The organism is Roseateles chitinivorans, from assembly GCF_050632145.1.
Lineage (GTDB): Bacteria > Pseudomonadota > Gammaproteobacteria > Burkholderiales > Burkholderiaceae_C > Roseateles > Roseateles chitinivorans_B.
Genome location: NZ_CP192577.1, coordinates 6,513,435 through 6,535,088, shown reverse-complemented (window position 1 = coordinate 6,535,088; position 21,654 = coordinate 6,513,435). Strand labels below are relative to the sequence as shown.

The following is a 21,654-nucleotide window of genomic DNA, read 5'->3' as shown; positions in this document are numbered from 1 at the left end:
CCGCAGTGAGAGGGGCTCACTGGGGCCGGAGTGGCGCTGGGGGTTCCCGGAGGGACGCCCCCTGCGCCGCGGAGAGCCCGCGCTTGGCGAAGCGCAGGCGCTCGAGGGTGTCAACCGAGCTTGAAGCTCGACACCGTATCGACGAGCTGTGCCGACTGGTCCTTCAGCGACTCCGCCGCCGCTGCCGACTCCTCGACGAGTGCCGCGTTCTGCTGCGTCATCTGGTCGAGCTGCCGGACCGCCTGGCCGATCTCCCCGAGGGTGAGCGACTGCGCCGCGCTGGACGAGGAGATCTCCCCGATGATGCGGGTCACGCGCTCGACGCTGGTGACGATCTCGCGCATCGTGCTGCCGGTTTCGCCGACCAGGCGCGAGCCGCCGTCCACGCGTTCGACCGACGCGGAGATCAGCGTCTTGATCTGCTTGGCGGCTTCCGCGCTGCGCTGGGCGAGCGAGCGCACCTCGCTGGCGACGACCGCGAAACCGCGGCCCTGCTCGCCGGCGCGCGCCGCTTCCACCGCGGCGTTCAGCGCGAGGATGTTGGTCTGGAAGGCGATGCCGTCGATGACGCCGATGATGTCGGCGATCTTGTTGGACGACTGCTGGATCTCGTTCATCGTCGCGACGACCTGCTCGACCATCGCGCCGCCACGGCCGGCGACCTGCGAGGCCGTCTGCGCCAGCGCATCGGCTTCGCGCGCCGATTCGGCGTTGAGCTTCACGCCTTCGCCGAGCTGGGCCATCGCGGCGCCGGTCTCTTCGAGGCTGCTGGCGGCCTGCTCGGTGCGGTTGGAGAGGTCGGCGTTGCCGGTGGCGATCTCGCTGGACGCGTGGCGGACCTGGTCGGCGGACGAGCGCACGCTGGCGATGGTCGCGGCCAGGCGCTGCTGCATCTCCTGCAGCGAGCGGCGCAGTGAGGCGACCTCGTCGGTGCCGTCCACGTCGGCGCTGCGGCGGCTCAGGTCGCCGTCGGCGATGGCCTGGCTGAGCGACTGCGCCTCGGCCAGCGGCTCGGTCACCGAACGCGTGATCACCAGCGCGATGCCCACGCCCAGCACGATCGCCACCGTCATCAGCGCGATGACCAGGTTGCGGGTGCTCTCGGCCTCGGCCTGCGCTTCCTTGCGGGCGGACTGCAGCAGGTCGCGGGTGTGTTCGGCGAACTTGTCGATCGCGGCCAGATAGTCGTTCATCGCCGGGATCAGCTGCGCCGCAGCGGCCGCCTTCACGTCGCCGCCGCCTTCCTTGACCTTGATGGCCGCCTCGCGGGCGTCCTGGTACTTCTTGCGGGCCGCGCCGATCTCGTCGATCAGGCGCGCGCCTTCCTTCTCGGTGATGCTGTCGTCCAGCTCCTTCTGGATCTTGTCGATCCGCGCCGACAGCTCCTTCGAGCGCGACGTGAACGCCTTGACGAAGTTCTCGTCGTCGACGACCAGCTGCACGATGCGACGCTGGATGTTGCCTTCGGTCAGACCCGACCACTGGCGCGAGATCTCCAGCGTGTGCATGTCGACCTCGACCAGGCGCTCGATGCGCTGATGCAGCATCGACACCCGCACGACGCCCACCGCCGAGGCCACGGCCATCAGCACGATCACCAGCGCGAAGCCGGCCAGCACACGGCTACGAAGCCGCCAACGATTCAGATTCAGCATCTCGGGAGTCCTTCTTCTTCGCGGCAGACCGGGCCCGGCAGGCCTGAGGCCCTGAGCCGGTCATGTCAGCTTTGAAATGTTTGATACGCGGACGCGATGCTGCCTGCCTCAGGTGAAAACTGATCGGTGGATATGCGGGGTGTGCCGTGAACAAAAGCGCGGAAGGCGTTGTCGTGAACCCGCGTGTGGGTTAATCGCCGCAGCTTGTGCGAGATGCGGTCAACTTGCAGGCCACGGGCCGACCCCGGTCCCGCCCCTAGCGCTGCCCGGGACCTCGCCCCGGCGGCGGCGGGACGTCGAAGAGATTGATCGCCTGCGGCTGGTCCAGCACCAGGTCCGAACGCGCGCAGGCGACGCAGGGGAGGATCCAGCCTTCGTCCTTTTCCTCGCGCGACAGGCCGGGCCATTCGACGCGGTAGTCGACGCGGCCCGAGACCAGCTTCGCGATGCAGGCGCGGCAGGTGCCGTTGCGGCAGGAATGGGGCAGGCGAAGGCCATGGTCGAGCGCCGCGAGCAGCAGCGTCTCGTCCTCGGGCGCGTCGAAGCGCCATCCCTGGGGATGAAGGTCGACCGCGTGGACCGCCGGCGCGGGCGCAGACGGGGGCAGTGAAGGCGCGCCGGTCTCCTCGGCGGCATCAGGGGCGTGATCCATGGGCGCCATCATGCCGTGCGCTAAGCTTGTCCGATGCCTCACGTCACCACTGCCACCTCGGGGAACGATGCGTCCGTCGCACCGGTCATCCAGTCCGCCCGGGCTTTCTTCGACCAGCTCAACCGCGATTACGTCGCGGTCCACAAGCGCAAGGAAGACCTGTTCTGGGCCACCTACATGGCCACCAGCGAGGACCACGAGGGCTTCGGCCGTGCCGAGACCGACTACAAGGCCTTCATCTCCGATCCGGCGAAGCTGGAGGCCACGCGTGCGCACCTGGCTGCGGTGGAAGCCGTGCTCGGATCCGCGCCGGGCGCCGGCGGTGATGCCGGCGCGGACGCCCGCCAGGCACTGGCCCACGGCCTGCGCGGCTGGCTGGGCGTGTTCGAGGCCAACATCGTCGACAACGACGAAGGTCGTCGGCTGATGGCCGAGCTGATCGAGGCGGAGCGGGTGCTCTTCGCCAAACGCAAGGACTTCGCGCCGACGCATGTCAACGACTGCGGCGAGACCGAAGCGGCCACGCTGACGATGCTGTCGACCAACGCGGCCACCAACCCGGACGAATCCCGTCGCCGCAGCTCCTACGAGGCGCTGCACGGCATCGAGCGCTGGGTGCTGGAGAACGGCTTCCTGGAGATCGTCGCGCTGCGCAACCGGCTGGCGCGGGCGCTGGGTTTCCCCGACTACTTCGAGATGAAGCTGCGCAAGAACGAGCGCATGACGAAGGCCGAGCTCTTCGGCGTGCTCGACGACTTCGTCGCCCGCACCGAGCAGGCGCAGCAGCGCGCGCACGACGCGCTCATCGCGAAGCACGGCGCCGATGCGCTGGCGCCCTGGAACCTGCGCTTCCACAGCACCGGCGACGTGACCCGCCGGATGGACCCGTACATGCCCTTCGGTCCGGCGCTGCGGCGCTGGGTGCGGAGCTTCCGCCGGCTGGGCATCCAGTACCGCGGCGCGACGATGCGCCTGGACCTGTTGCAGCGCCCGGGCAAGTACCAGAACGGCTTCTGCCACGGCCCGCTGCCGACCTGGTTCGACGAGCAGGGCCGCTGGCACGCCGGCGAGATCAACTTCACCGCCGAGGCCAAGCCCGACCAGGTCGGCAGCGGCGCGCGGGCGATGATGACCCTGTTCCACGAGGGCGGCCATGCGGCCCACTTCGCCAACGTGACGCAGAACTCGCCGTGCTTCTCGCAGGAGTTCGCGCCGACCTCGATGGCCTATGCGGAGACGCAGTCGATGTTCTGCGACAGCCTGCTGGGCGATGCGGACTGGCTCAAGCGGTATGCGCGCACCGTCGACGGACAGGCGATTCCCGACGAACTGATCCACGACCGCATCGCTTCGGCGCAGCCGATGCGCGCCTTCGACGAGCGCGCGATCGCCGTGGTGCCGTACTTCGAGGCCGCGCTGTACGCGATGTCCGATGAAGAGCGCACGCCCGAAGCCGTGCTGGCGCTGGCCCGCGCGATGGAGCGCCGCATCCAGGGCGTGGACCGCGCGCCGCGGCCGATCCTGGCGATCCCGCATCTGCTGAACCAGGAGTCGGCGGCCTCGTATCAGGGCTACCTGCTGGCCCACATGGCGGTCTACCAGACGCGAGCGTTCTTCCTGCAACGCGACGGCTACCTCACCGACAACCCGGCGATCGGACCGGCGCTCGCGCAGGCCTACTGGGCGCCGGGCAACAGCCTGTCGCACGACGCGACGTTGCGCCGGCTGACCGGCGAGGGCTTCTCGGCGCGTTATCTGGCCGAGGCCTGCGACGAGACGGTCGAGCAGGCCTGGGCGAAGGCGCAGGACCTGCTGGAGGCGTCCGGGCGCCGCGGCGAACGCACCGACGACGGTCCGCCGCTGGACGCGCATGTCCGCGTGGTCCATGGCGCGGAACTGCTGGCCGACAACGGCGACGGCGGCACGGCGGCGGAGCAGGCGATGTTCGATCGCTTCGAGCACTGGATAGTCGCGAACTACGGGACGCCGGCCGCTTCGGCCGCCGCTGTCGCGCACTGACCGCGTCGTGAAGTACCTGCAGGGATATTCGCCGGCGCTGGTCGCGCAGGCGCAGCAGCTGCTGGACGCGGGCGAACTCGGCCCGCTGCTGGCGCGCAAGTACCCGCAGCCGCACGAGGTCCGCAGCGACAAGGCGCTGTTCGACTACACCCAGGACCTGAAGCAGCGCTTCATGCGCAACGCGGGACCGCTGGCGCTGGTGGCCTACGACGCCAAGCTCAAGGTCATCCAGCATGCGCTGGGCACGCACACGCGGCAGGCGGTGGTGCACGGCAACCGGCTCAAGACGCGGCGCGAGATCCGCGTCGCGACCTTGTTCCGCGAGGCGCCGGCGGAGTTCCTGAAGATGATCGTCGTGCACGAGCTCGCGCATCTGAAGGAGCTCGAGCACGACAAGGCGTTCTACGCGCTGTGCCATCACATGGCGTCGGACTACTCGCAGCTGGAGTTCGATGTGCGCCTGTGGCTGAGCGTGCGGGACCAGGAGGAGAAGCGCGCGAAGGCCCGGAAGGTCGAGGAATAGGCGCTTCCGCTATGCTCCCGGTCTTTCCAGACCGCCGACCCGCGGCGCCACGAGCGCGGCGGGTTCCCTGCCTCCAATGATTCTGCTGGCGCCCATGGAGGGCCTGCTGGACCACATGCTGCGCGACACCTTGACCCGTGTCGGCGGCGTGGACCGCTGTGTCTCCGAATTCATCCGCATCACCGATCGGCTGCTGCCGCGCCGCGTGTTCACGCGCATCGTGCCGGAGCTGCTCCACGGCGGACGCACGCGCGCCGGCGTGCCGGTGCGGGCGCAGCTGCTCGGCTCCGACCCGCAGTGCCTGGCGGAGAACGCCGCGCGGCTCGCCGAGCTCGACCCGGAAGGCATCGACCTGAACTTCGGCTGCCCGGCCAAGACGGTGAACCGCCATCGCGGCGGCGCGGTGCTGCTCGACGAGCCGGAACTGGTCGGCGAGATCGTCGCCGCGGTGCGCCGCGCGGTGCCGGCACATCTGCCGGTGTCGGCCAAGATGCGGCTCGGCAACGAGGACCGCGGCCGCATGCTCGATTGCGCCCGCGCGATCGAGGCCGCCGGCGCGTCGGAACTGGTCGTGCATGGCCGCACCAAGCGCGACGGCTACAAGCCGCCGGCCTACTGGGACCAGATCGGCGTGCTCCGTGAGGCCGTCGGCATCGACGTCGTCGCCAATGGCGAGGTGTGGACCGTCGAGGACGCGCTGCGCTGCCTGGCAGAGTCCGGCTGCACCTCGCTGATGCTGGGGCGCGGCATGGTGGCCGATCCCGGACTGGCGCTGGCGGTGCGCGCGGCGCTGGGTCATTCGCAGGGCAACGGGCAGGGCGCCGCCGCGCTGCCGTGGTCGGACGTGATCCCGCTGATGGAGGGCTTCTTCGCCCAGGTGCGTCGCAACGTGGCGACGCGCCACCAGGCGGGCCGGCTCAAGCAGTGGCTGCACTACCTTCGCCGCCACTATCCGGAAGCCGAGGAGACCCACCAACGCGTCCGCACGATCAACGCCCCCGACGTGATGGCGATGACGCTGTTTGGCCGCCCGCTCGATCCGACGGCGCCGCCGCCCGACCTGGACGACGACGACCTCGTCGACGCCTTCAGCGCCTGCGAAGCGGACGAGCCCGCCGTCGGCCCTGCCGATCCCGATCAACAACAAGACAGCGACACGCTGATCGCCGCATGACCGCCTACCGTCTGACTTCGCGCCTGCTGGCGCTCGCCGCCGCATTGGCGCCGGTGTTCGCCGGCGCCGCGACCGCCGCCTTCGCCTCCGCCTCGCCCGCCGCCAAGGACGTCGTCCCGCTGACGCTGGAGCGCGTCCTCGGCGATCCGCCGCTGCAGGGCCGCCTGGTCCGGCAGGCCGAGATCTCGCCCGACGGCGCCTGGGTGAGCTACCTGCGCCCGTCGGAGACAGACAGCGAGCAGCTCGAGCTGTGGGCGCAGCCCGCGGCCGGTGGCGCGCCGCGCAAGCTGGTGTCGGCGGCGGACGTGCTCGGCGGTCGCAGCCAGCAACTGACCGAGGCGGAACGCATGGCGCTGGAGCGCAAGCGGATCTCGCAGGGCGGCATCACCGGCTACCAGTGGTGCGGTCCGTCGGGCAAGGCGCTGCTGTTCCCGCTGTCGGGCGACCTGTACCTGGTGCGCCTCGGCGAGCAGGGGCCGAAGGCGCAACGGCTCACCAACGACGACCAGGTGCCGGAGCAGGATCCGACCTGCTCGCCCGACGGCAGCCGCATCGCCTACGTGAAGGGCGGCGAGCTCTGGGTGCAGGCGCTGGAGGGCGACGGCACCGCCCGCGCGCTGACGAAGGGTGCGACGGAGACGCGGTTCTGGGGCCTGGCCGAATTCATCGCCGCTGAAGAACTGAGCCGCCAGCGCGGCTACTGGTGGTCGCCGGACGGCAAGCAACTGCTGGCGCTGAACGTCGACGAGCGCGACGTGCCCGTGAAGACGCGCGCGCAGATCTTCTCCGACCGCACGACGATGACGCAGCAGCGCTACCCGGGCGCCGGCGAGAACAACGCCCGCGTCACCGCGTGGACGCTGCAGGTGTCGGACGGCCGCATGACGCCGCTGCCGCTGCCCTCGGACGCGGAATACATCGCCCGCGCCGGCTGGTTCGGCGACGGTACGCCGTGGCTGCAGACGCTGACGCGCGACCAGCACAAGCTGGCGCTGACCGAATACGCCCACGGCGCCGGCCCGGGCCGCACCGTGATCGACGAGCGCGATCCGGCGTGGGTCGAGGTGCATGACGACCTGCAGGAGATCGACGGCCTGACGCTGTCGGGTCAGCCGGCGCTGCTGTGGTCCAGCGAATCCTCGGGCCGTCGCCAGCTCGTGCTGGTGGACCGCCGCACCGGCGAACGCCGGCCGCTGACGAACGAGCCGGAGCCGGTCGCGCATCGTGTATGCAGCGACGGCAAGACGGTGGTGTACGCGGCGGCGCGCGACCGCGGTCGTTCGCGCGAGCTGTTCGCGATCGACCTGAACGGAACGAGTCGCCCGCTCGACGGCGCGCAGCCGCGCCAATGGCGCGACGCCCGCGGCGATGGCGACTGCTCGCGGGTGCTGGTCACGCGCGGCGCGTGGGGCGAGCCGCCGGCGCTGTCGTTGCAGGCGGTGACCGCGAAGTCCGGCGCGAAGCCGGTGGCGCTGCCGGGCGACGCCCCGGACGCGCTGCTGGCGCGCATCGTGCCGAAACCGGAGGTGGTCGACATCACCGCCGCCGACGGCCGCACGCCGCTGAACGCGCTGTACTTCGCGCCGCTGGACGGCAAGGCCGGCCCGCATCCGGTGATCGCGATGGCCTACGGCGGCCCCGGCACCTCGACGACCAACTGGAACTGGAGCCGCGACACGGCGCTGATCGCCTACTGGCAGCGGCGCGGCTACGGCGTGTTCACGCTGGACACGCGCGGCATGCAGAACCGCGACCGCGAGTTCACCCGCGCGCATCGGCTGGCCTTCGGCGCCGTCGACGTGAACGACCTGTTCGCCGCGGTGCGCCAGCTGCCGAAGCAGGTGGCGGGCGTGGATCCCAAGCGCATCGGCTTCTTCGGCTGGTCCTACGGCGGCTTCCTGGCCGAGCGCGCGATGCTGGACGCCGACACGCCGCTGGCGTCGGCCGTCGCGGTCGCCCCGCCGACCGACTGGACGCTCTACGACACGGCCTACACCGAGCGCTACCTCGGGATGCCGCAGGACGGCAAGGGCGGTCAGACCGACACGTACCGCCAGGCCAACCTCGTGCTGCGCGCGAAGCTGCTGACCAAGCCGCTGCTGATCGTGCACGGCACGGCGGACGACAACGTGCTGTTCGAACACACGCTGCGCCTGACCGAGGCGCTGCAGAACGAGGCGAAGCCGTTCGAACTGATGATCTACCCGGGCAAGGCGCACGGCATCGCGGGGCGCAGCGCGAAGCTGCACCTGTACCGCACGATCGACGCCTTCTTCGCGCGCACGCTGGCGCGTTGAGCGCCGGCCTCACGAGACAGGAGCGGAGCGATGGCGCTGGTGTATTCCACGAACGGCGGGCGCGTGTGCCCGGACTGCCGGCAGGCGCAGGCCGACTGCCGCTGCAAGGCGCAGGCGGCGAACGCCGTGCTGGGCGACGGCAAGGTGCGCGTGCGCCGCGAGACGGCGGGCCGCAAGGGCAAGGGCGTGACGGTCATCCTCGGCCTGCCGATGACGGCGGCCGATCTGACCGAGACGGCCAAGAAGCTCAAGGCCGCCTGCGGCAGCGGCGGCACCGTCAAGGACGGCACGATCGAGATCCAGGGCGATCACCTGGACAAGGTGATGGCCTGGCTGACGACGGCGGGATTCGCGCCGAAGAAGGCGGGCGGCTGAGGCTCAGCGCCCGTTCAAGCGGACGCCCGCAGGGTGAGCGTGTGCCAGCGCGTCCCGCTCGCGCTCAGCACCGCATCGCTCACCGTGTGGGCGGCGAGCGAGAACCCCATCGTCGCCAGCAGCGTCGCCACGCGCGCCGGCGCGTGATTCGCGAAACGTCGGCCGTCGACGTCGCGACCTTCGGCCAGCGAGCCGTCGAGTTGCTCGGGCAGCGACAGCAGCATCACCGTGCCGGGCGCGGCATGGCGGCCATCGGCGGACCGCCGCAGCGTGGCGGCCAGCGCGGACAGCGCGTCCGGCAGGGCGTCCTCCCCGACATGCATCAGCACCGCGCTGCACACGACGCCATCGAAGCCCTCCGGCACCGCGTCGGCGAAAGGGCGGCCCAGGTCGGGCAGGGCGCCTTCACGAAGCCGATGCAGGCGATGCAGCCGATCCGCCAGCGCCGGGAACTGAGCCAGCGCGCGTGCCCGCATCTCCGCGCTCGGCTCGACGCCGTACGCGTCCAGTCCGGCCGCCAGCATCCCGGCGACATCGCGTCCCGCACCCGCCCCGACATCGAGCACCCGGCTGCCCCGCGGCAGCGCCGCCTCGACGACCGGCAGCATCGCGCTGCGAGGTGACTCGGGCTGCGAGGCGAGACGCTCGGCGTAACGCCGGTAGAAGTCGTCGGTGTCTGGGTCGGTGCGTTCCATGCGTTCCATGATGCCGCAAGCGCTGGCGAGAACTCCGGGCGGATACCGGCCCCCGAGTGAGGGGTCCGGTTGCATCCGGTGACGCGAGTTGCGACGTTTGCACGTGCGGTCGCCGGGGCAGCGTCCTAAGGTTGCCTCGTCCGGCCCCACCTCCCCGGGGGCCGCGGAGACCGTCCATGCGTCCTTCCCAGTTCGGTGCGCTCCACAGCGACACAGGCTCGCGCAGCAGCCTCGGCCCTGCCTTCGGGCACAGCCAGGGCCGATATCTGCTGCGGTTCGAGTCGCTCTTCCACTCGGGCCGCGGCCTGTCCTTCCCCTGCGACGAGCGGGGCCAGGTCATGCTGGACCTGCTCAGCGAGCAGGCCCGCGACAACTACCTCTTCGCCCGCGCCGTCGTCGGTCACGAGTACGCGACGCCGGTGGTCCGGCGCTGCGACGAGTAGTTCCCGGCTGCGACCTCAGCGCGCCGCGAGCTGCGCCGCGTCGTACTGCCCCAGCACCCATTGCAGTCCCGCCAGGTGCTGCTGGTCGTGGCTGCACAAGTAGTGGATCAGCGACTTGAAGGTCAACGGGCCGTAGCCCTCGAAACGTGCCCGGCGTGCCAGCTGCTCCGGCGTGATCGCCGCCAGCAGCGCCAGCGTCTCCCGGCGGGCCGCGGCGAAAGCGGCCAGCGCGGTCGCGGCATCGTCCTCGCCGTACCTGCGCTCGCGCGCCAGCGCTTCGGTGTCCAGCGACGCCAGGAGCGGATCGTCCTCGGCCAGCGTGCGGCGGATGCGCTGCTGGTAGCCGTCGATCTCGATGTCGCGCACGTGGCAGACCTGCTCGATCGCGGTCAGCGGCTCGCTCGGGACACCGTCCCAGGACGACGGCGCCCAATGCCGGGCTTCGACGGGGAAGAGCGCGAAGTGCGCGGCGAGTTGCGCGGGGAAGGCCGCCAATGCGTCCAGCGTGACGGCGTCGATGGCGGAGCAGGAAAGGGATGTCTTGGCGATGGCGGTCATGCCGCCGATATTAGGCGCCGGTCTGCGGGACAATCACGCGTTTTCCGATTCCCCACGCACGATCCTGTCATGAGCGACACCACCCGCCCCGAACTGCCCGACCACCTGTCCATCGACCCGCGCAGCCCGCATCACGTCGCCGCCGTGTTCGAGCACGACATCGGCATCCTCTTCAACGGCAAGGAACGCAAGGACGTCGAGGAGTACTGCGTCTCCGAAGGCTGGATCCGCGTCCCCGCCGGCAAGACGGTGGACCGCAAGGGCCAGCCGATGATGATCAAGCTCAAGGGCAAGGTCGAAGCGTTCTACAAGTGACGCTCAGCGCCTCGGCCAGCTGACCGCCACCCACAGGCCGCCGCCCTCGCGGTGGCCCATCGCGATGCGGCCGCCGTGCGCCTCGGCGATCTCGCGCGCGAGCGCCAGGCCCAGGCCGCTGCCGCCGCGCTTGGTCGAGTAGAACGGCATCAGCGCCTGCGACAGCTGCGCCTCGGTCATGCCCGGGCCGCGGTCGCCGACCTCGATGCGCCAGTCCTCGCGCGCCGCGCCGACGCTCAGGCTCACGTCTTCCGGCGCACTGCCGGACTCGTGCGCGTTCTTCAGCAGGTTGATCAACGCCTGCTCCATCTGCGCCGCGTCGAAACGTCCCGGCACCGCGGGCAGCTCGCCCGTCAGCGCGAAGGCGTAGTGCGCCCCCAGCGAGTCGACGAAGGGGCGCCAGTCCACCGGCGCCAGCACCGGCGCCGGCAGTTTCGCGAAGCTCGCGTAGCCCGCCAGGAACTGGTGCAGGTGCCTGGCCCGGTCGCCGATGCTGGCGAAGACGCCGGGCACGCGCTCGTGCATGCCGCGGCGCGACAGCTCCGCGCCGCTGTGCGCCAGCGAGGAGATCGGCGCCAGCGAGTTGTTCAGCTCATGGCTGATCACGCGGATCACCCGCTTCCAGCTGGCGACCTCCTGGCGCGACAGCTCCTTCGTCATGCGACGCAGCAGCCGCAGGCGGTGCGGCTGTCCCTGCAGCCGGAAGTCGCGCATCGACAGGTGGTAGCGCTCTTCCTGACCGTCCTGCATGACGCTGAACAGGCCGTCCTGCGCGCCCGCGAAGGCCAGGCGCAGGTCTTCGGGCGCATGCACCAGCAGCTCGTCGAGCCCGCGTCCGGCCAGGCTGCGGCCCTGGTCCATCAACTGCCGCGCGGCGATGTTGGCGTAGGCGATGCGCTCGTTCGCATCGGTCAGCAGCAGCGCCACCGGCGTGTTCTGCACCACCGTGTCCAGCAGCAGCTCGCGTTGCGCGAGGTGGCGGCGCTGTTCGCGCAGGGCCAGGCCCAGCTCGCTGTGCAGGCGCGTGAGTGTCGACAGCTCCGACAGGCCGCCGGGCGGCTCGGCGGCGATGCCGCTGCCGAACTCGCCGTCGCGGTAGCTGAGCACGGTGCTTTCCAGCGCCCGCAGCAAACGCGACAACGGCATCAGCAGCAGGCTCGCCAAGCCCCAGACGATCGGCAGCATCAGCACGAAGGTGAGCCCGACCGCGGCGGCGCTCCAGGTGCCGGGCGCCTCGTGGCCCATCGACTGGAGCAGTTGCGGCACCGGCCACAAGGTCAGCGTCAGGTGGATCAGGACGGCGGCGATGGCCGCCGCGATCAGGCACAGCGCCAGCCGCATGTGCAGCGAGCGGTGCCAGCCCGATCGTCGGGACGCCGGGCGCTGCCGTGGGGGCGGCGACGCCTCGCTCATCCGATGTCCAACCCGTAGCGCTCCATGCGTCGGTACAGCGCCTGGCGCGACAGGCCCAGCGACTGCGCCGCCCGGCTGATCACGCCCGAGGCCGATTCCAGCGCGGCGATCACGGCCTCGCGGCTCGGTTCGTCGAGGTTGCGCGACCCCAGCGGCACCGTCAGCGGCGACACGGCCGGCAGCGCCAGGTCCTGCTCGCCGATCACCCGGTCGGGCGCCAGCAGCGCGGCGCGCTCGATGGCGTTCTTCAGCTCGCGGACATTGCCCGGCCACGGGTGCGCCAGCAGCGCCTCGCGCGCGGCGTCGCCGAGCGTCGCGCGGCCGGCCAGGAAATGCTCCGCCAGCGGCAGGATGTCGGGCGCGCGCTCGGCCAGACCCGGCAGCGCGACCTCGATCACGTTGAGCCGGTAGTACAGGTCCTCGCGGAAGGTGCCGGCGCGCACCATCGCGCGCAGGTCCGAGTTGGTCGCCGAGATCACCCGCACCGTCGTCTGCCGCGAACGGCTGGAGCCCAGGCGCTCGAAGCGGCCCGTCTCCAGCACCCGCAGCAGCTTCACCTGGCCGGCCAGCGGCAGGTTGCCGATCTCGTCGAGGAACAGGGTGCCGCCGTCGGCGGCCTCGAAGCGGCCCTCGCGCGCGCGCGCCGCGCCGGTGAAGGCGCCGCTCTCCGCGCCGAAGAGTTCAGCCTCGATCAGCTCGCCCGGCAGCGCGCCGCAATTGATCGCGACGAAGGGACCGTCGGCCACCGCCGAGTTGGCGTGCACGATCGCCGCGACGCGTTCCTTGCCGCTGCCGTTCGGACCGGTGACCAGCACCGGGGCGGCCGAGCGCGCCACCTGGCACGCGAGTTCCAGGCAGCGCAGCAGCGCCGGCGATTCGACGACCAGCCCGTCGAGGCGGTAGCGGCGACGCAGCTCGTCGCGGCGCTGGCGCTGCTCGTGCCGGCTCTCGCGCAGCGCGCGGCCGTTCTCCGCCAGCTCCAGCAGGTTCTCGACCGTCGCCAGCAGCTTGGTGTCGTCCCAGGGCTTGGCCAGGTAGTCCGCCGCGCCGGCCTTCACCAGCGCCACCGCCTGTTCCAGCTGCGTCCAGGCGGTCAGCAGGATGATGGGCAGGTCGGGGTGGCGTTCGCGCAGCTGCTGGAAGAGCGCGCGACCTTCCTCGCCGGAGGTGGTGTCGGCGCTGAAGTTCATGTCCTGGATCACCAGGTCGACGCGGCGCTGCGCCAGCAGCGCCAGGCCCTCGACCGGTGAGGCCGCGTAGAGCGGATCGATGTCGTGCAGCGAGAGCAGCAGCGACAGCGCCTCGCCGACACCGGCATGGTCATCGATGATCAGGACGGTTCTCATTGGAGGCGCAGCATAGCAATGGGAACCATCAACCGCCGCGCAACGCCGCCACCGGCGGCAGCGCCGCGGCCCGGCGCGCCGGCGCGAACACCGCGATCTGGCCCAGCGCCCACAGCACGACAGCGCCCAGCGGCAGGTAGACGAGGGGCAGGCGCGGCAGCTCGTAGCTGCGCATCAGCAGCAGGCTGATGCCGTAGGCGCCGATCATGCCCAGCACGATGCCGGCGGTGGACAGCAGCAGGTTCTCGGTCTGGAAGTAGCGCAGGATCTGGCCGCGCGTGGCGCCCAGCGCGCGCCGCGTGCCGATCATGCGCGTGCGCTGCTGCACCCAGAAGCTGGCCAGGCCGACGATGCCGAAGGCCGTCACCACCAGCAGCCCGACGCAGACGCCGGCCAGCAGCTGGATCATCGATCGGTCCTGCCGGTAGTACTTGCTGCGCAGCGTCTCGACCGTGTCCTGGTCGCGGATCACGCGGCGCAGGCCGGGACTGTTGGCCAGCAGCTTGTCCCCGGCGGCCTTCAGTACCGCCGCCCGGTCGGCGCCTGGCGCGACACGGATCATGAAGTTGCCGCTGCGGAAGCTCGGCTGCACGGGGAACATCATCGTGTTCAGCGCGTTCTCGTCCTGGGAGCCCGGGTTGGGCGAAGGCAGGTCCTTCACCACGCCGACGACGCGCTGCGGCTCGTTGCCGTAGACGTAGATGGCCTTGCCCACGGCCGACTCGCCGGGCCAGAGGCGCTCCGCCAGCGTCCTGTTGACGATCACCGCCGGCACCCGCGGGTCGGGGTTGTTGTCCAGCGACGGGCCGGAGACGAACTCGTTGGCCTCGAAGTCGCGACCCTCGAGCAGCTGCAATCCCAGCGTCCGGATGAAGCCGGGGCCGACGGTGTACTGGCCGGCCACGACGCGGCTGGGCTGGCTGGCGTCCGCGCTCAGGCGCACGCCGGTATTGCTGGAACTGCGACCGTAGGGGAACTGGTTGGTCAGGGTGACCGAGTCCACGCCCGGCACCTGGCGGAGCGCGGCCAGGTCGGCCTGCGTCTGCGGCTCGGGATTGTCGACTCGCGCCATGCTCGACAGCGACAGGGTGGTCAGCGCCGATTCGGCGACGCCGGTCTCCGCGGTGATGCGTTCGACACGCTGGAAGATCAGGAACAGCGCATTGCACACGATCGCGCAGGTCAGCGCGATCTGCAGCACGATGAGGCCGGCGGCGGTCTTGTGACGCTTGAGCGTCGACAGGATGGGCAGGATGTCCATGGTGAGCTCCTCAGGGCCTCATTGCGTCTTCAACTGGATGGCGGGCGTGATCTGGCACGCGCGCCACGCGGGCAGCAGACCCGCCAGCAGGCTGGCCGCGAGCGACACGCCCAGCGTGGTCGCCAGCATCTGCCAGTCGAGCTGCGCGAGCTGCGCGTAGTCCGACGGGTTCTGGCGCACCACCCACAGGCCGACCCAGGTCAGCACCAGCCCGAGCAGGCCGCCGACCAGGCCGAGCGTGCCGGCCTCGACGAGGAACTGCAGGAAGATCTGCCGCCGCGGCGCGCCGAGCGCGCGGCGCACGCCGATCTCGCCGCTGCGGCGCAGGCACTTGGCCAGCAGCAAGCCGACGGTGTTGGTCAGGCACACCGCCAGGAAGCCGAAGGCCAGCAGCACTTGCAGCTTGATGTCGCTGGGCACGACCTTGCGGATGGCCAGCCACTCGTTGACGCTGCTGAGCCTGGGGTTGGACGGGCGCTCGAAACGGCCGGCCTCGCGCTGCTGGTCGGAGTATTGCGTCAGGTAGGTCCTGTAGTCGGCAACCTGTTGCGGCGTGTCCAGCTGCACCCAGTACTGCAGCCAGGCGCAGGGCGCGTTCAGTGAGCGTGAATCGATGCCGTCGGTGCGGCCCCAGCAGTTCGTGTTGCCCGCGGCGCCGAAGCGCAGCGAATAGGACGTCGCCAGCGGGATGTAGACGTCCGCCGCCTTCGCATAGGCGCCCAGGGTCAGGTCGTAGTAGTGCGGCGCGGGGCGGAAGGGCTTCAGCACGCCCACGACGGTGAAGTCCTTGTCGCGCAGCCGCACGGTCTTGCCGCGGCTGTCCTGGCCGCCGAAGAGCTTGTCGTTGAGCTCCGCCGAGATGACGGCCACCCGGGCCTCCGACGCGTCGTCGGCGGCGGTCCAGCCGTTGCCGTAGCGGAAAGGCGCGTCGAAGGTGGCGAAGAAGTCCGACGTCGTCCAGCGTCCGCCGGTGAAGAACGGCGGCTGGGCGGCGTCGCCGGAGCCCGCCGGGTCGATCGCGACGATCGCGCCGGTCATGATGACCTGGTGCACCGCGCGCTTGGCACGCAACAGCTGTTCGGCGTCGAAGCGCGTGAGCTGCAGTGCGGGTTCGTCGCCCGGCTTCCAGTCGCGCCTGGCCCCGGCGTCGAGCTGCACATTGAAGAGCTGGCCGCTCTTGTGCGGGATCGGGTCGCCGGACATGACGTGGAACACCGTCAGCGTCGTCATGCAGGCGGCCACGCCCATCGCGATCGACAGCAGCATCAGCGCGGTCAGGCCGCGGTGGCTGCGCATGGCGCGCAGGGCGAGTTCGAGGTAGTAGGTCAGCATGGGGAGTCCTCTCTCATCTCACGACTTGGCGGGCGGAACGGTCTTGACCGGCTGCGCAGGCGTCGATGTCGGGGCGGGCATCGTCGTGGCGCTCAGCAGCGTGTTCACGGACGCGAGTTCCGGCTCGCCGAGCGAGCCGGCCGCCTGCTGCAGCAGCAGCTTGGACAGCACGTAGCGGTGGCGCGCCTGCTCCCAGGCGTTGCGGGCGTTGCTCTGCGTCTGGATCGCGAGCAGCAGGTCGGTCATCGTGCGCAGGCCCAGGTCGAGCCCGCTGCGTGTGGACGCCAGCGCCTTCTCGGCGGCCTGTACCGCGGCGCCGGCCGTGCGCATCTGGCTCAGCGCGGACAGCACCGCCTGGTACTGCGCCTGGGTCTCGCGCGTCATGGACCGGCGCGCGCTTTCGAGGTCGTCGCGCAGCTGTTCGCGCTGGTAGATCGCCTGGCGCTTCTGCGACTCGGTGGCGCCGCCGGCGAAGATCGGGATCGTCAGCTTCAGGCCGACCGTCGTCGTGTAGCGCCCCGAGTCCTGCGGCGCGACGGCCGGACCGGACAGCCGCTGGCCATCGAGCCCGGCGCTCAGCGTCGGCAGGTGCGCGGCGCGCGCGGCGGCGACGCGCTGGTCGCCCGCGCTCACCGCCAGCGCGGCGGCCTGCAGCGACGGGTTGTCGCGCAGGGCCTGTGTCACCCAGGCCTCGGGATCGGCCGGATCGGGCATCAACATCGCCAGGTCGGGCGCCAGCGGCTTGAGCTCGCCCGGCATGCGGCCGGTGATCTGCGCCAGCGCCTGGCGCGCGTCGAGGAGCTCCTCGCGCACCGAGGCCGTGTTGCCGCGGGCGAGCTCGTAATACGCGCGGCCCTGCTCGACGTCCAGCGACGCCGACAGCTGCGCGTCGAAGCGCGATTGCGCCTGCGCGACCTGCTGGCCGTAGACGTCCTCGATCGCCTGCGCGGTCTGCAGCGTGGCCTGCGCGTTCAGCACGCCGAAGTAGGCGCGGGCGACGCGGGCGCAGAGATCGGCCTCGGCGGCGCGCACGCGGGCGTCCTCGGCGGTGGCCAGGGTCTTGGCGGCGTCCCAGCTGCGCAGCCGGCTCAGGTCGACGAGGACCTGGTTCAGGCTGTGCGTCAGCTGATGCTGGCGGCCGTCGTCGCGGGTGTGCGATTCGCTCAGCTGCGCGGACCATTGCGGCAGCAGCTGCGCGCGGGCCTGGACGGCGAGTTCCTGCTGCTCGCCGCGCACCGCGCGGGCACCGGCCAGCACAGGGTCGGCGGCGCGGGCCTGCGCGTAGATCTCGAGCAGGTCCTCGGCGGCGGCCGGCAGGCAGCCGCCGGCGCAGAGCAGCGCCGCCGCGATCGCCGGCATGATCGCTGGGACGATCGCGCGCCTCGAAGGGAAGGGCAGTGTCATGGTCGGACGGGGTCGGGACGGGATCAGGCGGAGGTCGGCGTGAAGGACTTGGCCGCGCGCAGCAGCTCGGGGTCCATGTGGAGCTCGGCGGCGATGTCGACGACCTGGCCGTCGATCACGTGCACGTTGCGCTGCGCGCGCGCGGCGAGCTGCGGATCGTGGGTGACCATGACGATGGTGGCGCCGTCGCGGTGCAGTTCCTCGAGCAGGTCCATGACGCTGCGCGCCATCGCGCTGTCGAGGTTGCCGGTCGGTTCGTCGGCGAGCAGCAGGCGCGGCGAGCCGGCCAGCGCGCGGGCGATGGCCACGCGCTGCTGCTGGCCGCCGGAGAGTTCAGCGGGGTAGTGGCGTTCGCGCGCCGACAGTCCCACGCGGGCCAGCGCGTCGCGGGCGCGCTGCAGGCGCTCGGCGGCCTTCATGCCGCGGTAGCGCAGCGGCACCTCGATGTTGTCCAGCACGTTCAGGTCGGGGATCAGGTTGAAGGCCTGGAAGATGAAGCCGATCTTCTCGTTGCGCATGCGCGAGCGCTGCGTGTCGTCCATGCCGCTGACGTCGACGCCGTCGAGCTGGTAGCGCCCACCGGTGAAGGCCTCGAGCAGGCCGGCGATGGTCAGGAAGGTCGTCTTGCCCGAGCCCGACGGCCCGGTCACCGCGACGAACTCGCCTTCGCGCACGTCCAGGTTGAACTCGCGCAGGGCGTAGGTCTCGATCATTTCGGTGCGGTAGACCTTGGAGAGCGATTGCATCTTCAGCATGAGGTTCCTCGCGGGCGTTGAATTGGGGAGAAAAATCGTTGAGAGGGGAGAGGGGAGAGGGTCGGCGGCGACGAGGTCGAGGGCGCCCTGCCACATCGGCGCATCGACCGGGTGCTCACGGACTCAGCGTGACGCGCTCCGCGCCTTCGAAGGACTGCGTGCCGGAGACGATGACCTGGTCGCCGGGCTTGAGGCCTTCCAGGATCTCGACCTTGGACAGGCTCTGCGCGCCGAGGCGGATGGGGCGCTTGACCGCCTGCCCGTCCTGCACGACGTAGACGAAGCGGCCGCCGCCGTCCTCGACGAAACTGCCGCGCGCCACGGTCAGCACCTTGTCGCGCTTGTCCAGCAGCACGCGCACCGACAGGCGCTGGTTCTGGCGCAGCTGGTCGGGCGTGGCGCCGTCGAAGCGCAGGCGCGCGGCGACCTCGTTGTTGACGACCTCCGGCGACACCGTGCTGACCAGGCCCTTCCACTGCCGGCCGTTGCCGGAGATCTCGCCGGGCATGCCGATGGCGAGGTCGCGGGCGAAGCTCTCGGGCACCTGCATCTGCACTTCCAGCGCGGTCAGGTCGACGACGGTGAGCAGGCCCACGCCGGCCGCGACGTTGGCGCGTTCGGCCACCAGCAGCTGGCCGACCTGGCCGTCCACCGGCGAGTGCAGTTCGAGTTCCGCGACCTGGCGCTCCAGGTCCTTGACCAGCAGCTGCTGGCGTTGCAGTGCCTGCTGCTTGGACTGGAGCTCGAACTTCAGGCTGTCGTCCTTGAGACCGAGGCCGGCCTGTGCGTGGGCCGCGGTGATGCGGGCCTTCTCCATCGCGTCGCGGGCCTTCTCGACCTGCATGCCGGCGACGGCGCCGGCCTCGAAGGCCTTGGTCTGGCGGTCGAGGTCGTTGCGCGCGGTCTGCAGGTCGATCGCGGCGTTCTCATACGACGATCGCAGGGCGGCGCGCTGCTCGCGGCCGTCCACCTCGGCGCGCAGCGCCTCGGTCCGCAGCGCGTCGGCATTGCTCTGTTCCTGCGCGAGCTTGGCGCGCAGGTCGGGGCTGTCGATGACGCCGAGCAGCTGGTCCTTGGCGACCTTGTCGCCGGCCTTCACCTTGAGCACCAGGTTGCCGCCGTGCAACGCATAGACGGTGGGGCTCATCGCGGCGACGACCTTGCCTTCGCCGGCGACGTCGCGCACCAGCGGGCCGATCTCGACGGAGGCGACCGACAGGCGCTGCAGGCTGACCGAGTTGCCGCTGCCCAGCATCCGCTGCACGGCAGGCGCGGCGGCGAACGCGGCGATCAGCAGTCCCGCGCCGGCCAGTGCCAGCCAGAGGCGGCGGCGTCCTTGGGGGCGGGCGAGGGGGACGTCCTGTCCGGAGGTGTCGCGAATCATTGAGGTGTCCGAGGGCGGTGTCGTGTGATCGATGCCGCACTGGATCGCAAGCCCTGTGCCAGGCCGCGATTCCTCAATAGTCCTTGTCAGATCAATGACTTGCCGTCATCGAGGTCTGCCCGCCGAGTGTCCGCGGACACTCGGACGGACAGTGTCCGGACAGACTCACTTCGCGAAGTTGTCGCGCAGTCCGGTGATCTTGTTGAACACCGGCGCTCCCGCGCGGTGGTCGACGCGATCGGCGACGAAGTAGCCGTGGCGCTCGAACTGCACCTTGGTGTCCGGCGCGACGTCCTTCAGCGACGGTTCCAGATAGCCGGTCGCCACGCGCTTGGACGCCGGGTTCAGCAGCTCCAGGAAGTTGCGGTCGCTGGCGTCGGGCTGGGCCTCGGTGAACAGCCGGTCGTACAGGCGCAGCTCGGTGGCGACGCCTTCATGCACGCCGACCCAGGTGATGACGCCCTTGACCTTGACCGCGTCCGCGCCGGGCGTGCCGCTCTTCGTGTCCGGGACCAGCTTGGCCAGCACCGCGGTGATGGTGCCGTCGGCCTCCTTCTCGCAGCCGGTGCACTCGATGATGTAGCCGTACTTCAGGCGCGCCTTGTTGCCGGGGAACAGGCGGTGGTAGCCCTTGGACGGGACTTCCATGAAGTCCTCGCGCTCGATCCACAGCTCGGGGCCGAGGCTGAACGACCGCGTGCCGAGTTCCGGCACATGCGGATGGGCCGGCGCCGAGCAGGGCTCGCGGTGGTCGGTCGAGCCGAAGATCTCGGCGTAGTTCTCGAGCTTGAGCTTCACCGGATCCAGCACCGCCATCGCGCGGGCGGCCTTGCCTTCGAGGTCGGCGCGCAGGTAGCCGTCCAGCACCGAATACTCGATCCAGGCGTTGGTCTTGGACGCGCCGGTGCTCTCGACCATCGCGCGGATCGCTTCCGGCGTGTAGCCGCGACGGCGCATGCCGACCAGCGTGGGCATGCGCGGGTCGTCCCAGCCGGCCACGTGGCCTTCCTCGACCAGCTGGCGCAGCTTGCGCTTGCTGGTGACGACGTAGGTCAGGTTCAGGCGGCCGAATTCGTATTGATGCGGCAGCGGGCGGGCGAGCAGGCCGCCTTCGGCCAGGTGCTCGACCAGCCAGTCGTAGAACGGGCGCTGGTCCTCGAACTCCAGCGTGCAGACGCTGTGCGTGATGCACTCCAGCGCGTCCTCGATCGGATGCGCGTAGGTGTACATCGGGTAGATGCACCACTGGTCGCCGGTGTTGTGGTGCGTCGCGCGGCGGATGCGGTACAGCGCCGGGTCGCGCAGGTTGATGTTGGGCGACGCCATGTCGATCTTGGCGCGCAGCACCATCGCGCCGTCCGGGTGCTTCCCGTCGCGCATCTCGCGCAGGCGGGTCAGGTGATGTTCGGGCGGCAGGTCGCGGAAGGGGCTGTTCTTGCCCGGCGTGCCGAAGTCGCCGCGATTGGCGCGCATGTCCTCGGCGGACTGCTCGTCGACGTAGGCCAGGCCTTGCGACACCAGGTACTCGGCGCCGCGGTACATCAGGTCGAAGTAGTTGCTGGCGTAGTAGAGGTGGCTGGTCTCGTGGCCGCTCGCGTCGGCGGCGTCCCAGCGCCAGCCCAGCCACGCGACCATCTCCTTGATCGCGTCGACGTACTCCTGCTCTTCCTTCTCCGGGTTGGTGTCGTCGAAGCGCAGGTGGCAGATGCCGCCGTAGTCGCGCGCCAGGCCGAAGTTCAGGCAGATCGCCTTGGCGTGGCCGATGTGCAGGTAGCCGTTGGGCTCGGGCGGGAAGCGGGTGCGGATCTTCGCCGGGTCCAGCGGGCCGGCGGCGTGGTGCGCCGCGTCGCCCGGGCTGCCGCCGAAGTGGCGCGCCGGCTGGAAGCCCTGCTCCAGGTCGCGCTCGATGATCGCGCGCAGGAAGTTGCTGGGCTTGACGGCGGCGTCCGTCTTGTCGGGCGCGTTCGCGCCGGCGGTCTTGTCAGGGCTGGACATCGATGGGTGAAGTCTCAAGGGAGGCCGACGATTCTACGTGCCGTCCGGCAGGGCCTCT

General features: G+C 70.7%; 19 protein-coding genes. 7 read left to right on the top strand and 12 right to left on the bottom strand.

What is annotated here, in order from left to right; translation table 11 throughout:
• Positions 1-110: 110 nt before the first annotated feature.
• Both ACQ86G_RS30070 and ACQ86G_RS30065 read right to left on the bottom strand, forming a co-directional pair.
• A complete protein-coding gene (locus ACQ86G_RS30070; protein WP_431258676.1) occupies positions 111-1,655 on the bottom strand; it encodes a methyl-accepting chemotaxis protein in 1,545 nt (514 codons plus the stop codon).
• 256 nt (positions 1,656-1,911) lie between these two features.
• Positions 1,912-2,307 carry a 2Fe-2S iron-sulfur cluster-binding protein gene (locus ACQ86G_RS30065; protein ID WP_431258675.1) on the bottom strand — a complete coding sequence of 132 codons (396 nt, stop codon included), beginning with the start codon at positions 2,305-2,307 and terminating at the stop codon, positions 1,912-1,914.
• A gap of 33 nt (positions 2,308-2,340) precedes the next feature.
• Here ACQ86G_RS30065 and ACQ86G_RS30060 point away from each other — a divergent pair, with 33 nt between their 5' ends.
• The 5 genes from ACQ86G_RS30060 to ACQ86G_RS30040 all read left to right on the top strand — a co-directional run bounded on the left by ACQ86G_RS30060 (position 2,341) and on the right by ACQ86G_RS30040 (position 8,695).
• The gene (locus tag ACQ86G_RS30060; RefSeq protein WP_431258674.1) at positions 2,341-4,326 is read left to right on the top strand and encodes a M3 family metallopeptidase; all 1,986 of its coding nucleotides are present in this window, start codon (positions 2,341-2,343) and stop codon (positions 4,324-4,326) included.
• A gap of 7 nt (positions 4,327-4,333) precedes the next feature.
• Positions 4,334-4,849, top strand: coding sequence for a YgjP-like metallopeptidase domain-containing protein (locus ACQ86G_RS30055; RefSeq protein WP_431258673.1), 516 nt, complete (start codon positions 4,334-4,336; stop codon positions 4,847-4,849).
• A gap of 76 nt (positions 4,850-4,925) precedes the next feature.
• Entirely contained in the window at positions 4,926-6,023 is a 1,098-nt protein-coding gene (locus ACQ86G_RS30050; protein WP_431258672.1) for a tRNA dihydrouridine synthase, read from the top strand.
• Positions 6,020-8,320, top strand: coding sequence for an alpha/beta fold hydrolase (locus ACQ86G_RS30045; protein WP_431258671.1), 2,301 nt, complete (start codon positions 6,020-6,022; stop codon positions 8,318-8,320). The genes ACQ86G_RS30050 and ACQ86G_RS30045 overlap by 4 nt, the downstream gene beginning before the upstream one ends.
• A 30-nt stretch (positions 8,321-8,350) precedes the next feature.
• Positions 8,351-8,695: a translation initiation factor Sui1 gene (locus ACQ86G_RS30040; protein ID WP_088409107.1), complete on the top strand. Its 345-nt coding sequence runs from the start codon at positions 8,351-8,353 to the stop codon at positions 8,693-8,695.
• 14 nt (positions 8,696-8,709) lie between these two features.
• Here ACQ86G_RS30040 and ACQ86G_RS30035 read toward each other — a convergent pair whose 3' ends face one another.
• On the bottom strand, positions 8,710-9,390 hold the full coding sequence (locus tag ACQ86G_RS30035) for a class I SAM-dependent methyltransferase (protein ID WP_431258670.1): 681 nt from the start codon (positions 9,388-9,390) through the stop codon (positions 8,710-8,712).
• A 176-nt stretch (positions 9,391-9,566) separates the two neighbouring features.
• Here ACQ86G_RS30035 and ACQ86G_RS30030 point away from each other — a divergent pair, with 176 nt between their 5' ends.
• Positions 9,567-9,833 carry a hypothetical protein gene (locus tag ACQ86G_RS30030; protein WP_431258669.1) on the top strand — a complete coding sequence of 89 codons (267 nt, stop codon included), beginning with the start codon at positions 9,567-9,569 and terminating at the stop codon, positions 9,831-9,833.
• Positions 9,834-9,848: 15 nt separating this feature from the next.
• On the opposite strand, the gene ACQ86G_RS30025 is transcribed toward ACQ86G_RS30030, so the two are convergent.
• Positions 9,849-10,391, bottom strand: coding sequence for a DinB family protein (locus tag ACQ86G_RS30025; RefSeq protein WP_431258668.1), 543 nt, complete (start codon positions 10,389-10,391; stop codon positions 9,849-9,851).
• 69 nt (positions 10,392-10,460) lie between these two features.
• Here ACQ86G_RS30025 and ACQ86G_RS30020 point away from each other — a divergent pair, with 69 nt between their 5' ends.
• Positions 10,461-10,706: a DUF3297 family protein gene (locus tag ACQ86G_RS30020; RefSeq protein ID WP_297532073.1), complete on the top strand. Its 246-nt coding sequence runs from the start codon at positions 10,461-10,463 to the stop codon at positions 10,704-10,706.
• Between the two features lie 3 nt (positions 10,707-10,709).
• Here ACQ86G_RS30020 and ACQ86G_RS30015 read toward each other — a convergent pair whose 3' ends face one another.
• From ACQ86G_RS30015 to ACQ86G_RS29980, 8 genes are all read right to left on the bottom strand, one after another.
• A complete protein-coding gene (locus ACQ86G_RS30015) occupies positions 10,710-12,119 on the bottom strand; it encodes a sensor histidine kinase (RefSeq protein ID WP_431258667.1) in 1,410 nt (469 codons plus the stop codon).
• Positions 12,116-13,465 (bottom strand): sigma-54-dependent transcriptional regulator, encoded by a 1,350-nt coding sequence (locus ACQ86G_RS30010; RefSeq protein ID WP_431258666.1) that lies wholly within the window; start codon positions 13,463-13,465, stop codon positions 12,116-12,118. The genes ACQ86G_RS30015 and ACQ86G_RS30010 overlap by 4 nt, the downstream gene beginning before the upstream one ends.
• Before the next feature lie 28 nt (positions 13,466-13,493).
• A complete protein-coding gene (locus tag ACQ86G_RS30005) occupies positions 13,494-14,726 on the bottom strand; it encodes an ABC transporter permease (protein ID WP_431258665.1) in 1,233 nt (410 codons plus the stop codon).
• An 18-nt stretch (positions 14,727-14,744) separates the two neighbouring features.
• Positions 14,745-16,058, bottom strand: a complete 1,314-nt coding sequence (locus tag ACQ86G_RS30000; protein WP_431258664.1) for an ABC transporter permease — start codon at positions 16,056-16,058, stop codon at positions 14,745-14,747.
• Positions 16,059-16,076: 18 nt separating this feature from the next.
• Entirely contained in the window at positions 16,077-17,462 is a 1,386-nt protein-coding gene (locus ACQ86G_RS29995; protein ID WP_431258663.1) for a TolC family outer membrane protein, read from the bottom strand.
• Positions 17,463-17,485: 23 nt separating this feature from the next.
• Complete coding sequence (locus tag ACQ86G_RS29990; protein ID WP_431258662.1) at positions 17,486-18,217, bottom strand: ABC transporter ATP-binding protein; 732 nt, start codon at positions 18,215-18,217, stop codon at positions 17,486-17,488.
• Positions 18,218-18,332: 115 nt separating this feature from the next.
• Positions 18,333-19,601 (bottom strand): efflux RND transporter periplasmic adaptor subunit, encoded by a 1,269-nt coding sequence (locus tag ACQ86G_RS29985; RefSeq protein WP_431258661.1) that lies wholly within the window; start codon positions 19,599-19,601, stop codon positions 18,333-18,335.
• Between the two features lie 165 nt (positions 19,602-19,766).
• Positions 19,767-21,596: a glutamine--tRNA ligase/YqeY domain fusion protein gene (locus ACQ86G_RS29980; protein ID WP_431258660.1), complete on the bottom strand. Its 1,830-nt coding sequence runs from the start codon at positions 21,594-21,596 to the stop codon at positions 19,767-19,769.
• Positions 21,597-21,654: the final 58 nt, after the last annotated feature.